This window comes from Kriegella aquimaris, assembly GCF_900103215.1.
GTDB lineage: Bacteria > Bacteroidota > Bacteroidia > Flavobacteriales > Flavobacteriaceae > Kriegella > Kriegella aquimaris.
The window spans coordinates 1-16,776 of sequence record NZ_FNGV01000023.1 but is presented as its reverse complement, the minus strand read 5'-3'; the positions used below and the strand labels follow the sequence as shown (position 1 = coordinate 16,776).

The window sequence follows — 16,776 nt, the reverse complement described above, 5'->3', positions numbered from 1 at the left end:
AATTATTCGATTGAATAAATTGATAGTGCTAGTTGAGACGCCATTAAATATGATTATGCTACTTTTAAAAAATCTACACTGGAAGAAATCTAATATCAAGATCGCTAGGGCAATTCAAAAATAAAAGTCAATTTTCTTAAATTAATACCATGGTAAAGACGTTCAAGATAATTTTTTCATTTTTTTTGATATTTAGCTGTGCCACTGGGTTTGCTTATAATCAAAAGGATAACTTAATAGCTGAGGGTTTTACTCAACAGACTCATACTTCTGTTCCTTTGAAAGAAGAAAGTCTATCTGGCGTGTTTCGGGCATCTGTAGAAAAAATTAATATTACCCCTAAAAGTCCCCAATGGTTGCTGGGGTATGGGGCACGAAAATCGATAGGAGTCAACGATAGTATTTACCATCGTATTGTCGCTATGGATGATGGCGAAAATAAGTTCATTTTAGTGTCATCTGATATATGTGTTCTTTCACCTGCCGAGTATGATCATGTCGCAGCTAAGCTAGAAGACCAATACGGCATTGATCCGGTTAATTTCTGGTGGACGGTTACCCATACGCACTCTGCACCAGAACTGGGGCCGCCAGGACTTCCGGCTGTTTTTATGGGTGACCGCTATCAACATGAAGCTAATCCCGAATATACAGCTGAAGTAGAGGAAAAACTGATAAATGGAATTTTAGAAGCGCTCAAGAACCTTGAACCCGCACGGCTAGGTTTGGGCTGGGGCTTTTCACAGGCCAATATTAACCGTCGGGCAATAAATATTGATGGTAAGGCCTCTCTTGGTATGAACCCCGACGGAGCTGTCGATCGGCGTATTGGCTTAATGCGAATTGATAGGGAAGACGGCAGCCCGCTGGCGCTGATCTCTAACTATGCTATTCACGGAACGGTTTTGGGGGGCGAGAACTTGGAGATTAGTGGTGATGCCCCGGGCATTGTTTCAGAATATGTCGAGCAAAAGATCGGAGCACTGGTTCTTTTCATTAATGGAGCTGCAGGTGATATCGCTCCCATCTACAGTGTATATCCAAATCCAAATAGAGGCCATTTGGGGGAATTCCGTGTACTTCTGGGCGATAAGATCGTAGAGGCGAATCGAAGGATTTTATCCACCACCAATGAGGTGTCATTAAATTCTGGGGTATTGACCGTAGATACCCCTAGAAAGCCTGGCTTGGGCTGGCCATCGGAACTCCAAAACTATACAAGAACCACCGATGATGGGAAAAACATGGTGCGGCTGCCAATTCGTTTCTTAAATATTAATGATGATTTGGTCATATGGAGTGCACCCTTAGAGTTGTTCAATGAAATATCGAACGAGATACGCAATCGTTCCCCTTTCCCTTTTACTTTTTATTTTGGGTATACCAACGGCTGGCTCGGCTATTTGCCCACCGCCACTTCTTGGGAACAAGGGGGGTATGAAGTAGAAACAGTTTCTCCCTTTACGCCTTCTGCAGAAACAGACCTTAAACAGGCAGTGCTAGGTTATCTTGAAGGGCAATAAGCTGATGGTTTCTCATCGTTTAAACTGCGAATAGTCAACCATTGCAGCTCTTGCCTTTATCGCAAAAATGTTTTTATATAGCCGGAAAACAGTAAAATTTAATAATACTGACGAATTATAAGTTGATATATAATGTAAAGAGTATTAATGCTTTAAATGTTAAAAAGTCATTATTAAATAGCAATATATATAATTGATAGAAGGCATGAATTTATAACCTTTGGTTCAAATGAAAAATTGAGAATGAAACATAATTGCCTATGCCCTCCTAGATGTTGTTTTCTTTTTTCGCTATGTAGTTTACTATTAATTATGGTAAGTTGTCGGAACGTTCTTGACGCTCCGTTTAGTGAATCAGCCGAAAAAGCACTTTCGACCTTAAGAATAGTATCAGGTTTCGAAATCGAATTGGTTGCGTCAGAACCTATGATTTCCGATCCCGTCGATATGATGATTGATGAAAACGGACTGATGTATGTCGTTGAATTACACGGTTATCCTTTAGATAAGGGCGGTACTGGCAAGATAAAGCTATTAACTGATAACGATGGTGACGGACAAATTGATAAAAGCACCGTCTTTGCCGATGGTCTAATGCTTCCTACAGGTATCATGCGCTGGAAAAAAGGTGTCTTGGTTACTGATGCTCCCGATGTTATTTATTTGGAGGATACAAACGATGACGGAAAAGCAGATATTAGGGAAACCCTGCTCACCGGTTTTGCTTTGTCAAATCCACAACACAATCTTAATAACCCATTGTATGGGCTCGATAATTGGATTTATTTGGCCCATGAGCCTTCAGTCGCTACGCAATCTTATAAAGACGAATTCGGTGACGAGGGGGAAGATATCCTTTTTCCGCAACTACCTCAAGGTCCACGTCTACCTCAAAATGCCAACGGTCGTAATGTCCGTTTCCGACCTGACACCCCTGAGTTGCAAATGACCGCTGCCGCTTCACAATTCGGTCAAACATTCGACGCCTGGGGTCATCATCTTTTGCTAAACAATTCCAATCATATCTTTCAAGAACTGATTGCCGCGAGATACCTGCAACGTAACCCTGATCTTCTTGTAACAAGAGTTACCCAAACCCTTTCCGATCATGGCCAACCCGCCGATGTATACCCTATTACTAAAAACCCACAGCACCAATTGCTTACTACCGTAGGTGTGTTTACTTCGGCCACGGGCCTTGAAGCATATCAAGGTGGGGCCTTTCCAACAGAATTCGACAATTCGACATTTGTTGCCGAGCCCGTAAATAATCTTGTTCATGTAGATAAGCTGGCAGATGATGGGGTCAGCTATACCGCATCTCGAGTCTATCAACAAAAGGAGTTTCTCGCCTCCACTGATTCTTGGTTTCGTCCTGTCAACATGTATACCGGACCCGATGGTGCGCTTTATGTAATCGATTATTACCGAAAAATTATTGAGCATCCTGAATGGATGGCAGAAGAAGTAGTGCAATCTGGTGAACTTTATGATGGAACTGAAAAGGGTCGTATTTATCGCATTACCCCAACGGGTGCTAGATCGGTTGATCAATCCAAAGGTTTCCGTCTTGGGGAAGCTTCTATTGAACAATTGGTAGATGCATTGGCAAGTTCTAATATTTGGTGGCGCCGAAATGCGCAACGTCTTTTAGTGTCTCGCAAAGAAAAAGAGGCTGTTCCCTTGTTAAGGCAAATGGCCAAAAATATAGAATCTCCTTTGGGCCGGTTGCATGCCTTATGGACATTACAGGGGTTGGGACAGCTTTCTACGGAAATGATTAAACAGGCACTCACGGACGAGGTTCCGGGTATTCGGGAAAATGCCATAAGGTTGGCCGAATTACATCTTGATGATGCTACGATGACCGATGCATTGGTGGCACTACAGGATGATGCGAATAGTAAGGTGCGGTTTCAATTGTTGCTTACATTGGGTTTTGTTGATACGCCATCCGTAACAAAGGCAAGAGAAAAGATGTTGTTCAACGATGTTCAGGATTATTGGATTCAAGTTGCCGCACTTTCTGCCACTTCCCTCAATGAGAATGACTTATTAGAAGCGGTTCTCAATCGCTTTCAAGCAGATATTCCGGCATATGCTTCACTCGTGCAACGGTTGAGTGCTATGATAGGAAGAAACGGGCAACCATCGGAGTTGAGAAAACTCTTGAAAAGAGCCACAAAAAGCGGTTCAAAAGAAGCATACGCTTGGCAGGCGCCTATCCTAAAAGGACTTGCAGATGGAATTAAAAGCAAGGAATTGTCGTCCGTTAATTATCGGGAGGAACAGAATGCACTGGTCGCAGCGTTTTTTCAGCACCCTTCCGCGGCTATTAGAAATGCCTCGCTACAGCTGCTGCAAGGTATGGGGCTTCCTGATGGGCCAGTAACTTTAAATGCGATTCATCGGGCAGAAAAAATGGCGAAGAATCGTAAGTTACCGGAAAAAAGGAGGGCGGAGGCTATAAATTTTCTTGCGCTTGGAAATCCAGGCCGAGATAGTACCATGTTGAAAGAATTAATTGTTCCAAGCGAACCATTGCCCGTTCAACTAGCGGCATTGCAAACACTGAGTTCTATACCTGGTCCGATGGTGAGCGAATATGTGCTGGAACAGTGGCAGGTAATGACGCCTGATGTGCGTAGTGCGGCCCTACCTACTTTTCTCAACAACGAAGATAGAACTGATTTACTCCTAGACGCTATTGAAACAGGGCAAATAAAGAAAACCGATATAGACCGTTTAATGGCGGTGCGCCTCATGACAAGAAGAGATGAAGCGCAGAAAGACCGCGCCCGCATCTTGTTTTCCGAGGACGCGAACAATCAGCGACAGGAAATCGTAAAGCAATATTGGGCTTCCCTTGAGTTATCGGGAAAGGCTTTCGAGGGAAAGCAGGTATTCCAACAAAACTGTGCCATCTGCCATCAAATCGGAGGCACTATCGGAACCAATTACGGCCCTGATCTTGCCACCATAAGAAATCGGCAGGCAGCATCCATTCTTAACGATATTTTAGATCCGGCCCAATCAATCGCAGATGGATTTGACCTTTGGACAGTGACATTGAATAGTGGTGAATCAATACAAGGGATTGTTTCGGCAGAGACCCCGACCGCTATCACGCTGCGCAAAACTGGCGGACAAGAAACGACTATTTCCCGTCAAGATATTGAGTCATTGCAATCATTAGGGATGTCGGCCATGCCGGCAGGATTGGAGAATAGTATCGATCAACAACAAATGGCAGATTTGTTGGCCTATATCAAAGAGGTGAAATAAAAGTAAATGGTACTAAAAGTAGGTGTCTATAGAAATCTAAAAATAGTAAGGCAATGATTATGAATTCCATCAAAATCAAATTCACGTTAGCAGATGGCCGTCTGAACAATTGTTTGAATAAGCTTATACGTATTTGTTGCTCTGGTTCTCTATTGACTGTTTTTTTTCTGCTGATTTCATCCCAGGCTATGAGTATCACTTTTTTTCAAAATCATTTATTGGTCCGGTCAGAACCCGATGGTATCTTCAGGCTAAGTGCAGAAAAAGGAAAAGCAATAGGGCCGGATATTAAATATATGCCGGAATGGAAAGCATTTGGCTGGTTTAGATCTAAAGATCGAGTAGAATGGGATGTTCTAGTAAAAAATAGTGGTGAATACGATGTTTTCTTGGAATGGTCAGTTTCAGATGAAGAAGCAGGTAAGCCTTTTGTCTTAATAGCGGGTAGAAAAGAACTAAAAAATAAAGTGGCTAAAACCGGTTCGTGGGAAACTTTTAAAAGTATAAAAATCGGAAGTATCCGTCTATCAAAAGGTCGCCAGTCGGTGATTTTTAAACCAGCCTCTGAATTTACGGAAGGTGCATTGTTGGATCTGAGAGAAGTCAAATTAGTTCCATTACGAACAAAAGCCTTGGCGCCGAAGTCATCAACAGAATCGGAATTTAGGGCAGCCGTTGTAAAGAAAAATATTACGCCATCAGATACCCAATATCTTCTTGGTTATGGAGAGCGAAAATCAGAAAGTATTCACGATAGTATTTTTCATCGGATCGTGGCAATGGATGACGGTACAAAACAATTTTTCATCATCTCGACCGATATTTGTTTATTCTCACCATCGGAGTATGACAAGGTTGCACATAAGCTTCAGAAAAAACACGGAATTGAACCCGTTGATGTGTGGTGGACGGTTACCCATACGCACTCGGCACCCGAAGTCGGAGTTCCAGGTATTTATGGCACCTATAGGGGGGAGCGAATACAACACAAAGTCGATTCGGACTATACCGCCATGGTAGAGGAGAAATTAATAGAAGGAATTTTAGAGGCAAGAAAAAATCTAGAACCTGCACGGTTGGGTGTAGGCTGGGGCTTTTCAAGAGCCAATATTAACCGGCGGGCAATCGACGTGAACGGTAAGGCTTCGCTCGGCATGAATCCTGATGGAGCTGTCGATCGCCGTATTGGCTTAATGCGCATTGACAATGCTGATGGCAAAACATTGGCCCTGATCTCCAATTATGCCATACACGGAACGGTTTTGGGAGGAGAGAGCTTGGCGATTAGTGGTGATGCCCCGGGCATTGTTTCAGAATATGTGGAGCAAGAGATTGGTGCTCCACTTCTCTTTATCAATGGTGCCGCAGGTAATATCGCCCCTATCTATAGTGTATACCCAAATCCAAGAAGTGGTCATTTGGGAGAATTTCGGGTGCTTCTAGGTGATAAAATTATAGAGGCGAACCAAAAAATTGTGTCTACGACCACTGATGTGCTCTTGAATTCGGGAGCGATGGTTGTCGAAACTCCCAGGAAACCTGACCTCGGTTGGCCATCAGATCTAGATGCCTATACTTCCACCAAAAACGGAGATAAAATGGTCAAACTCCCTGTTCGTTTTTTGACAATCAACAATGATATAGCCTTATGGGGCGCCCCAGTGGAGCTATTCAATGAGATATCGAACGAGATTCGCAATCGTTCCCCTTTTTTCTACACCTTCTTTTTTGGTTACACGAACGGATGGTTAGGTTATTTACCAACGGCGTCGGCTTGGTCACATGGTGGTTACGAAGTAGAGCGGGTCTCTCCCTTTACATCCTCGGCAGAAATTGATCTTACACAGGCCGTTTTAGGATATTTAGAAGGGTTGGAAAAAACTAAAAAACCTGTGTTGCATAGTGGAAAGGAAAACTAATTGTGATAAGATGAGGAAATCGATATACAAAGCACAAAAAATTGAGATTGGGAAGTGACTGAAAAGTCTTCTGTAAGAGCTCAGAATAGTGAGGTTTGGTCTCATTCATTGACTAATGTCGAAAATAGGGACTCAAAAAAGGAAAGTGAAATTAAAAAATGTCCATAAATGAATTTTAAAAAATATGCCGACTCTTATCGGGATGCGCTTTTGAACGACGTGGTTCCCTTTTGGGAGAAAAATTCACCTGATTGGGAGTTTGGTGGTTATTTTACCTGTCTTGACCGTGAAGGAAAAGTATATGATAAAGATAAGTTCATATGGTTGCAATGTCGACAGGTCTGGCTGTTTTCTATGCTTTATAACAATGTTGAACAAAAAAAGGAATGGCTCGATATAGCCCTTTTAGGTGCTGACTTTCTCAAGAAATACGGTATGGACAAAGAGGGTAATTGGTATTTTTCGTTGACCCGTGAAGGGAAACCGTTAGTACAGCCCTATAATATTTTTTCCGATTGTTTTGCGGTAATGGCCTTCGCCCAATTAGGGAAAGCTACGGGGAAAGAAGAATATGACAATATTGCCAGAGATACATTTAGAAACATTTTAGAAAGGAGGGACCACCCGAAAGGTATCTATGATAAAACTTTCCAAGGTACCCGTCCCATGAAGAATTTTGCCTTACCCATGATTTTGTCCAATCTTGTTTTGGAAGTGGAACATCTTATTGAACCTGAACTTGTTGGAAAAACCATCGATTATGCTGTCCACGAGGTTATGGAGGTTTTTTATAGAAAAGAACACGGGTTTATCTTGGAAAATGTTGCTAGTGACGGAGGTTTCATCGACACATTTGATGGAAGGTTGGTCTGCCCTGGTCATGGACTGGAGTCCATGTGGTTTGTAATGGATATCGGAGTGCGAAACAAGGATAATGATTTAATACATAAAGCGAAGGATATTGCCCTTGAATTACTGGAGTATGGCTGGGACAAAGATTACAAGGGTATTTTTTATTTCAAGGATGCCAAGGGTTATCCCCTTGATAGATTGGACGGGAACCAAAAACTCTGGTGGGTTCATCAAGAAGCTATGCTAGCTATGTTAAAAGGGTATGCGCTAACGGGAGATGAAAAATGTTGGAAATGGTTCGAAAAGGTTCATGATTATGCCTGGAACCATTTTTCCGATAAGGAGAATGGAGAATGGTTCGGTTACCTCGATCAGAAAGGAGAAGTGTTACTTTCACTAAAAGGAGGTAAATGGAAGGGATGTTTCCATACGCCACGTTTTCTATATCAAGGATGGAAGACATTGGAAAGTACTAATAAGAACAACGTATAAATATATAGGGATTTGTTAATCACATTTATGGATAAAAAACAAAAGCGTTTTTTGGCAAAGATTTGTTTTGTGGCCTCTTTGGGAGGGGTGCTTTTCGGATTCGATACTGCTGTTATTTCCGGAACTTTCAGTTTTGTGGAAACTTTTTTTGCACTTGACAAAATAGAGGTAGGTTGGTTCGCAAGTTCGGCCCTTGTTGGGGCGATAGTAGGGGCCGCCATGGCAGGGGCTTTGAGTGACAAATATGGACGAAAGCCCGTACTTCTAATGGCTGCGTTGTTGTTTTTTATTTCCGCCCTCGGATCAACGGTGCCCCCCAATTTTGTGATTCTTATATGTGCCAGACTGCTTGGTGGGCTCGGGGTTGGAATGGCATCTGTGCTAGCTCCTTTGTATATTTCTGAAATTGCCCCTCCTAAAATCAGGGGCAGGCTCGTTGCGCTCTATCAATTGTCGATTGTTATAGGTATTTTGTTCGCTTATTTCTCCAATTGGGTGCTTTTAGACTTTTCGCAATCGAACACAGCAGCTATTGCTGAGACAGGCATCTTTCATAAAATTATGGTATCTGAAGTTTGGAGGGCAATGTTTGCCTCTGAAATGATTCCTTCCGCACTTTTTATATCGTTGTTATTTCTCATTCCCGAAAGCCCCCGTTGGCTAATAAAGAACGGGCAGCAGGATAAGGGATTTCAGATTCTTCAAAAAATAAGCGGAGCTATAGTAGCAAAAAGGGAATTAGCGGAAATAAAGCAAACGTTGGATGATGTTAAAGGGAAGATAAGTGAGCTATTGAGGCCAGGATTGCGTCTAGCCTTAATTGTTGGTGTTGGTTTATCGGTATTCGGCCAATTTACAGGTGTCAATATTATCGTTTATTACGGTCCCACCATTCTTGAGAGTGCAGGATTTAAATTAGACAGTGCGCTTCAGTTTCAAGTAGCAATAGGAGTTATCAATTTGATTTTTACAATAATCGCCCTTTGGAAAATTGATAGTTGGGGGCGGCGCCCATTGCTTATTTGGGGCATGGCTGGGGTTTTTGTCTCTTTGATGATTATTGCGACATTGTTCTATACCGGACAAACCTCAAGCATTTGGATTATTATTATGCTCTGTGTGTATATGGCCTGTCTTGCCTTTTCGATCAATGCCGTAATCTGGGTGCTTATTGGAGAAATTTTTCCGACAAGTATCCGAGGGCGAGCAATGTCAATCGCTACTTTTGCGAATTGGGGAATCAATTTTTTGACAGCTTTCTTGTTTCCATGGTACGTCAATGAAATTGGCATGTCTGCTGGTTTTTTCACCTTTGCCGGCATGTGTTTGTTGGCAACCTTGTTCTTCTATAAATATTTGCCGGAGACCAAAGGAAAGAGTCTAGAGGAAATAGAAAGGTACTGGAAAAACAATGTGGAAACATCATCTCGCAAATCGTAGTCCTACCCGTTCGATATATTGTAGTTTCTATTTATGAGCTCGACTTACTGTACGGTAAAATATAGTCAGTTCACTCCTGTTATTATAAAACAAAAAGCTTGGATACGGATTACCATTATCGCTAAATTTTTTTATGCTTTTTCATTGCTACGTGGGTCTAAATACTATGGATTATGACCATTATTCACATCTTATTACGGTGTTTAAATTTATGATTATCAATCACTTAGAGTATTTTTTTCATCCAATTGAAGAGGGGTTGCATCCATTCGTCAGTAGGTAAGCTCAAAACAAATCCATGATTACCTTTGGGGTAAAGATGCATTTCTGCAGATACGTTATTTCGAATCAATTCTTGATAAAAACGGATGCTATTTTCAACAGAAACTACATTGTCATCACCCGTATGGGTCAACCAAGTAGGTGGGGTATTGGTCTTGACTTGTAATTCATTTGAAAATAACTTTATTTGTTTTTCTGTGGCAGGCTTGCCTAATAATCTATCACGTGATCCGTTGTGGGTCAATTCATCGGTCATACTTATAACAGGATAAACTAAAATCATAAAACTGGGCCTCAAACTCGTATTTTCAGCATTGGGTATATATGATTTTTCAAAATGTGTGCCTGCGGTCGATGCTAAATGTCCTCCAGCGGAAAATCCTATAATTCCTATTTTATCAGCATCCAATTGCCATTCTTTAGCTCGATCACGTACTGTTTTGATTGCTTGCTGTGCATCCTGTAAAGGGCCAATTGTTTTATCGATCATTATTAAATCATCTGGCAACCGGTACTTTAAAATGAAAGCTGCGACACCTTTGCGGACAAATGCTTCGGCAATAACAACGCCTTCAAGGTCATAACTTTCTCCTGAATACCCGCCCCCCGGACAAATAATTACACCAGCCCCCGTTGCTATTTCCGCATCGGGAAGATATATTGTTAGCGTTGGCTTTGAAACATTTTCTATCCAAGTAACCCGATCATTTTTGACAGTGAGTTTCTCTTTCAAAGAATAAGATTTGCTATTCGGAATGGAGGCAGGGTAGAGGTCCATGGTTTTTTGTGCCCCCAACTGCATAGAAATGATTAGAATTAATAAAAAAGTTAGCTGCTTCATAAATATTGATTTATTCCTTTATTATGATTAGAAACAATAGTTTCTTTAATCTGATAAAATTTCACATAATTACTTGAATCCCTGATAGCTTTCATTTTTAGTTAAGGTTGCGTTTACAAATCAATACCAAGTTGGTCTTTTAAGACATGCGTGCATTTTCTAGTCTTTTCCTTGAAGCTTCAATTATGTTGCTTCCCTTCACTAATTTTTATACTTTCAAGAACCATAATTTGCACCATGATTTATATTTATGATGATTGATTCCATTTTTCGATTAGTTCATTCTCTCCAAGTGTCTAATATAATATCAATTCGGACAGATATTTGGCTTCTATTGTTACTTTCCCCAAAGAACAAAAAAAAATTGAATTTAACAATGCCCAATAGCGGATAGGGATTGCAATGATTAGATTTATATAGATTGGATTCTATAATAGGATTTAGGCTATTACGAATTTATAATTTTTAAATATGATTTTTAGAATCCAGTATGCCCACTCAATTTATATAAGCGCTCTAGCCGCCGGACTTATTATATTGATAGCTGGCTGCAATTCGGTCGAACCTAATGATAAATTCTCTGCGTTGGGTAGTAGCGAGATGTTCGGAACGGTTCCCGATACAATAGATTTCAACCTTCACATTAAGCCTGTACTTTCCGATCGCTGTTTTTCGTGCCATGGGCCAGACCAAAATGCACTAAAGGCAGACTTGAGATTAGATTTGGAAGAAGGCGCCCTCAGGAAAAAACTAAAATCGGGTGGCCACGCCTTTGTCTCGGGAAACATTGGAAAGAGCGAGGCTTTTTCCCGGATTACTTCCACAAATGATGAGGAGAAAATGCCACCAGCGGAATCAGGCTTGATACTTTCGGCCCGCGAAGTGGCCATGATCGCCAAATGGATCGACCAAGGAGCGGAATATAAACCACATTGGGCGTTTATCCCTCCCAAGGCCCCACGATTGCCAAAAGTAAAAATGACCAATTGGGTCCAGAACCCTATCGATAAATTTATTCTTAAGAAGCTGGAAAGTGTGGGTTTAGAGCCCAATCTTTCGGCCTCAAAAGAAACCTTGTTGCGTAGAGTTTCGTTTGATCTGACCGGCCTACCGCCGACCATCGCAGAAATTGATGCATTTATAGCGGACAAAACGCCCGATGCATTTGAAAAAGTAGTTGATAGGTTGCTAAACTCCCCTCATTATGGTGACCGAATGGCTTTGGAATGGTTGGATGTAGCTAGGTATGCGGACTCTAATGGGTACTCTCAAGACGGACTGCGTACGATGTGGCCTTGGCGTGATTGGTTGATAACTGCCTTCAACAAAAACATGCCTTATGATCAATTTATAACTTGGCAAGTAGCAGGTGATAAATTGCCAAACGCTACATCGGAACAAAGAATGGCCACAGGTTTTTTGCGCAATAATAGACTCAACGGAGAAGGGGGTATCGTAGATGAAGAGTACAGGGTAGAATATGTTATGGACCGGACAGAAACAGTGGCGACTTCTTTGATGGGTATGACAATGCAGTGCGCTCGGTGCCATGACCACAAATACGACCCCATTTCGCAAGAAGAATACTTCGAGATGTTCGCTTTCTTTAACAGCGCCAACGAATCAGGTATCGCACAGAATGATGGTAATTCGGGGCCACAGCTATTGCTTGCAACGCCAGCGGTAGAAAAGGAAATTGAGCATATTGAGACCCGTATTGCCTCACTGCAAGACAGCTTGAAAATCTTGTTGGAAAAACCTTTGACAATTGCGGAATTACCCAATAAAATAAACTTGGCTCCAATTATCGACATTGATTTTGATGGTGGTAAATCGCATTTTACCAATAAGGCAAACACTAAAAGCATTATAAATTCCGATAAAGATGTAATGACAGAGCCCCATAATAACGGTAGTGCTGTGAAATTTACAGGTTTTGACGGAGTACATATTCAGAGTAAATCCATTGATTTTGATAGGGCCGATCAATTTTCATTTTCGTTCTGGTTTAAATCAGACCACGAAGGACAGCAGACGACGGTACTTAATCATATGAGCGGAGGGGGAACAAGTTTCAAAGGTTATGATATATCTGTGATCGACGATATGCTTACGCTACGGTTGATAAGAGCGTGGCCTGCCCACCTTATTTCCGTGAGGGCGCCAAAACCGATAGTACAGAATGAATGGGCACATTATGTATTTACCTATGATGGTTCAAGCAAAGCAAAGGGTGTGCAAGTTTATGTCAACGGAAAGGTTGTAGAGAAAAGCATCGGACTCGATCGATTGAACCAAAATATAAGCAATGGTCAAAAGCGTCTAAGCATCGGTGGCAGACCGGGCTATTTATCTGAGGTGAAAGGGGGTGGAAGTATTGATGACCTAAAAGTGTTTGCCAAAGAACTTAGCGCTGCTGAGGTAAATGTACTTTATAGTGAAGCGTCTTCGAAACCGTTAGTTGTTCCAGATGAAATGTTGAAGAAGCATTACTTGTTAAATTACGGGAAAGAAGTGATGGCAGTACGGGAGATGATTGACCAATTGGGTAAGCGAAGGAATACAATGCAAGATACACTGATGGGCGTTATGGTGATGGAAGACCTGCCCGAACCTAGAACCACATATATACTTGAAAGAGGAGGGTATGAAGAAAAAGGGAAGCAGGTATATCCAAATACACCTAAGGCGCTTATGGGCTTTGCTGACAGTCTTCCCAAAAATAGGTTAGGGCTTACCCAGTGGTTGGTAGATAAAAAAAATCCGCTAACGGCACGAGTCATCGTAAATAGGTTTTGGAAAATGTATTTTGGACAAGGTATCGTAAAGACCGTTGAAGATTTTGGAAACCAGGGATCATTACCATCACACCCCGAGCTTTTGGATTGGTTGGCATTAGAATTTATGAACTCGGGTTGGGATATCAAGGCATTTCAGAAATTGATCGTTATGTCGGCAACGTATCGACAATCATCGCGTGCAACAGAAAGCACGAGAAAAAATGACCCTTCAAATATGCTGTTGGCGCGGGGTCCAAGTACAAGGCTAGGAGCTGAGTTTATTCGAGATTGCGCCCTCTCCGCAAGTGGGTTGCTAAATTTAGATATTGGTGGAGCTAGTGTTAAGCCATATCAACCAGCTGGACTTTGGTCTGAAAAAGGCGAGTTTAGTGTTTTAAAAAATTATGAGCAGGATCATGGAGAAAAGCTTTACAGAAGAGGGCTTTATACCTTTTGGCGGCGAACCTCACCACTGCCTTCCATGTCTTTGTTTGATGCTCCTAACAGAGATAATTGCACCGTAATACGTCAACAGACCAACACACCTATGCAAGCGTTAGTGTTGATGAACGATCCTCAATTTGTAGAAGCAGCGAGGGTTTTGTCAGAACGTGTAATAAGGGAAAATAGCAACAAAAAAGATCAAATTTTACACGCACATCGATTACTTACCGGAAGAAGACCAAATGATGAGGTATTAACGCTACTAATTGAACTTGAGCAAGAAACCAGAGAGAAATTTTCAAGTAACACTGATTTGGTCAAGGAGCTATTGGCTGTAGGGGAACATCCTGTAGCTATCGAATTGCCCGCTCTGGAAGTTGCTGCGATGACAGTGGTGAACAATACATTACTCAGTTTAGATGAGACCATAATGAAGCGTTAGTAAATGGTTTTTTAAGTGTATAAATAATAAATTGGAAAAAAATGAATTTTTCGGATCTCGATAAAATGCACGGTCACCCTTTAGTATCCCATAGGCTGCAAATGAACAGACGTAATTTTCTGTCCAAAGCGGGGATTGGAATTGGCGGGTTGGCTCTGGCCTCTATGACTACACCATTACAGGCATTTGCAGGTATGGACAAGAGGTCAACGCAACAGGAAATCCCTGAAAGTATACGACATTTTGCACCCAAGGCGAAGAGAGTTATTTATTTATTTCAAAGTGGCGGGCCTTCTCAACATGATTTGTTTGACTATAAACCATTACTTCAGAAAATGGATGGTAGTGAACTGCCCGATTCGGTGCGGAAGGGACAGCGTGTAACAGGGATGACCGCAGGACAAAAATCCTTTCCGCTGGCAGGTGCCCAATTTAATTTTAAACAATATGGTAAATCGGGAATATGGGTCAGTGAACTTCTTCCGCACACTGCGGCTATCGCAGATGAGATCTGTGTCATCAAATCAATGCATACCGAGGCTATCAATCACGACCCTGCCTTAACTTTTTTTCAGACCGGTTCCCAGCAACATGGTAGACCTTGCATAGGCTCTTGGTTGAGTTATGGTTTGGGAAGTGAAAATAAGAATTTGCCTGAGTTTTGTGTTTTACTATCCAATGGAACCGGTAAAATAAATGCACAGCCCTTATCGGCTCGATTATGGGGAAGCGGATTTTTGCCTTCCCTTCATCAAGGGGTTCAGTTCCGTTCAGGTAAGGATCCCGTGCTCTATCTTTCCAATGCACCGGGAATAGATGCACAGACACGAAGAAAAATGCTGGATTATTTTAGTGAAATCGAAGCGCGCCAATTCGAGGCAGAACAAGACCCCGAAATTCAAACTCGTATAGCTCAGTACGAAATGGCATATCGAATGCAGTCATCAGTTCCTGAAATGATGGATGTTTCCGGGGAAACGAAGGCCACATATGACCTTTATGGACCAGAATCAAGAGTGCCCGGTACTTATGCCGCCAATTGTCTATTGGCAAGAAGACTGATAGAAAGAGACGTAAATTTTGTTCAGCTATATCATAGAGGGTGGGATCAGCATTATAATCTACCTAAAAACCTTACCAACCAATGCCGAGATACGGATCAAGCTTCAGCGGCTTTAGTAATGGATTTAAAGCAGCGTGGTTTACTCGAGGACACCTTGGTTATTTGGGGCGGGGAATTTGGTAGAACAAATTATTCGCAAGGCGTTTTAGAGAAGGGGAATTATGGTAGGGATCATCATCCACGATGCTTTACAATGTGGATGGCCGGTGCTGGTGTTAAAAAGGGTTTTAGTTACGGAAAAACCGATGATTTTGGATACAACATTATAGAGGCACCAGTGCACGTTCATGATTTTCAAGCAACATTGCTACACTTATTGGGCCTTGACCATGAAAAATTGACTTATAAACATCAAGGTCGTCGGTTTAGACTTACCGATGTTCATGGCGAAGTGGTAAAGGAGATATTGAGCTAATCTAAAATGGGTAAGGCTACAAATGCGTCCGTAGAATAGAGAATAAACCAAAGATGTTTATAGAAAAGAGCTTGAAAACTAAAATTGGTTTTGTAGAAAAACGGTCTTAAACAATAAGGTTTTTAAAGTGCCGGTTCTTTCCAAGTGACCTCCTCGCGAAATTAGGTACCGGGAGGCGCTTAGCCCTTTGCCTAATTGACTAATGGTTCTGTCTTAATTTCACTTATTGGTCAAGACTGCTTAAAATTGCTGCATAAAATGCCCTTGCGTCCTCCAATCGGTCAAGAATCCCTTTATCAACTTCTTCCATTGCTCTGGTCTCTTCTTCTATGGATTTGATTGCGGCCAATTGCCTCACTATAATATCGGGGGCTTTTTCTGTGTGCCAGGTTGGCTGTCCCTCGATGACAAAGTATATTAGGGTTGTATGGGCAACGGCTCCGTTGGCACAGTACACTGCGGCAGATAGCCATTGACTCTGGTGTAAAATATGGGCAAGTCTATTTCGATGGAATTGGATCGCTGAGGATTTAATTTTTCGATGACCAGGCCATCATTGTTGTAGAGTACCACTCGATCGATCATGCCGATCGATTCATGGGATATGGCTTTTACGCTTAGATTCCAACTAACGTCAAATTTAATTGCTGATATTCAGTGTATTACCAAATCCGATGTCTTCCGGTTTGATTTCAAATTTAGCAATATTCCTTTTGATCCTGCTTACGAGCTTCAACTTTCTCTTTTGGTCCAGGAAGAGATATTCCGTTGGTGGGTTATAGGGGATTCCCTTGACCAGCATGTTCCAGGTGATGACGGCCAGTTTCCGTGCCGTTGCACTTACGGCCGTTGCCCTGCCCTTTTTGTAATTGATTTTTTTGAAGAAATCGCTCAGGTGCCCTTCCTTAAGATTCCCTATTGAGTTCGCCGATAAGCGG

The 16,776-nt window shown here is 41.9% G+C and carries 10 protein-coding genes and 1 pseudogene; 7 read left to right on the top strand and 4 right to left on the bottom strand.

The window, feature by feature from the left end:
- The first annotated feature begins 149 nt into the window (after positions 1–149).
- From BLS33_RS23820 to BLS33_RS23800, 5 genes are all read left to right on the top strand, one after another.
- The gene (locus BLS33_RS23820) at positions 150–1,523 is read left to right on the top strand and encodes a neutral/alkaline non-lysosomal ceramidase N-terminal domain-containing protein (protein WP_089895721.1); all 1,374 of its coding nucleotides are present in this window, start codon (positions 150–152) and stop codon (positions 1,521–1,523) included.
- A 312-nt stretch (positions 1,524–1,835) separates the two neighbouring features.
- Positions 1,836–4,808, top strand: a complete 2,973-nt coding sequence (locus BLS33_RS23815) for a PVC-type heme-binding CxxCH protein (protein WP_089895719.1) — start codon at positions 1,836–1,838, stop codon at positions 4,806–4,808.
- Positions 4,809–4,996: 188 nt separating this feature from the next.
- A complete protein-coding gene (locus BLS33_RS23810) occupies positions 4,997–6,727 on the top strand; it encodes a neutral/alkaline non-lysosomal ceramidase N-terminal domain-containing protein (protein WP_218129637.1) in 1,731 nt (576 codons plus the stop codon).
- A gap of 168 nt (positions 6,728–6,895) precedes the next feature.
- Complete coding sequence (locus BLS33_RS23805; protein ID WP_089895717.1) at positions 6,896–8,071, top strand: n-acyl-d-glucosamine 2-epimerase; 1,176 nt, start codon at positions 6,896–6,898, stop codon at positions 8,069–8,071.
- Positions 8,072–8,098: 27 nt separating this feature from the next.
- Entirely contained in the window at positions 8,099–9,511 is a 1,413-nt protein-coding gene (locus tag BLS33_RS23800) for a sugar porter family MFS transporter (protein ID WP_089895715.1), read from the top strand.
- Between the two features lie 226 nt (positions 9,512–9,737).
- Here BLS33_RS23800 and BLS33_RS23795 read toward each other — a convergent pair whose 3' ends face one another.
- On the bottom strand, positions 9,738–10,634 hold the full coding sequence (locus tag BLS33_RS23795; protein ID WP_089895713.1) for an alpha/beta hydrolase: 897 nt from the start codon (positions 10,632–10,634) through the stop codon (positions 9,738–9,740).
- Between the two features lie 471 nt (positions 10,635–11,105).
- Between BLS33_RS23795 and BLS33_RS23790 the strand changes: the two genes are divergently transcribed.
- Complete coding sequence (locus BLS33_RS23790) at positions 11,106–14,300, top strand: DUF1553 domain-containing protein (RefSeq protein ID WP_089895711.1); 3,195 nt, start codon at positions 11,106–11,108, stop codon at positions 14,298–14,300.
- A 41-nt stretch (positions 14,301–14,341) separates the two neighbouring features.
- Positions 14,342–15,838: a DUF1501 domain-containing protein gene (locus BLS33_RS23785; protein ID WP_089895709.1), complete on the top strand. Its 1,497-nt coding sequence runs from the start codon at positions 14,342–14,344 to the stop codon at positions 15,836–15,838.
- 223 nt (positions 15,839–16,061) lie between these two features.
- On the opposite strand, the gene BLS33_RS25345 is transcribed toward BLS33_RS23785, so the two are convergent.
- From BLS33_RS25345 to BLS33_RS23775, 3 genes and pseudogenes are all read right to left on the bottom strand, one after another.
- Complete coding sequence (locus tag BLS33_RS25345) at positions 16,062–16,187, bottom strand: hypothetical protein (RefSeq protein WP_262495091.1); 126 nt, start codon at positions 16,185–16,187, stop codon at positions 16,062–16,064.
- A gap of 68 nt (positions 16,188–16,255) precedes the next feature.
- Positions 16,256–16,423, bottom strand: a complete 168-nt coding sequence (locus tag BLS33_RS24995) for a hypothetical protein (RefSeq protein WP_176801494.1) — start codon at positions 16,421–16,423, stop codon at positions 16,256–16,258.
- A gap of 55 nt (positions 16,424–16,478) precedes the next feature.
- A pseudogene (locus BLS33_RS23775) lies at positions 16,479–16,776 on the bottom strand (hypothetical protein); the annotation flags it as partial.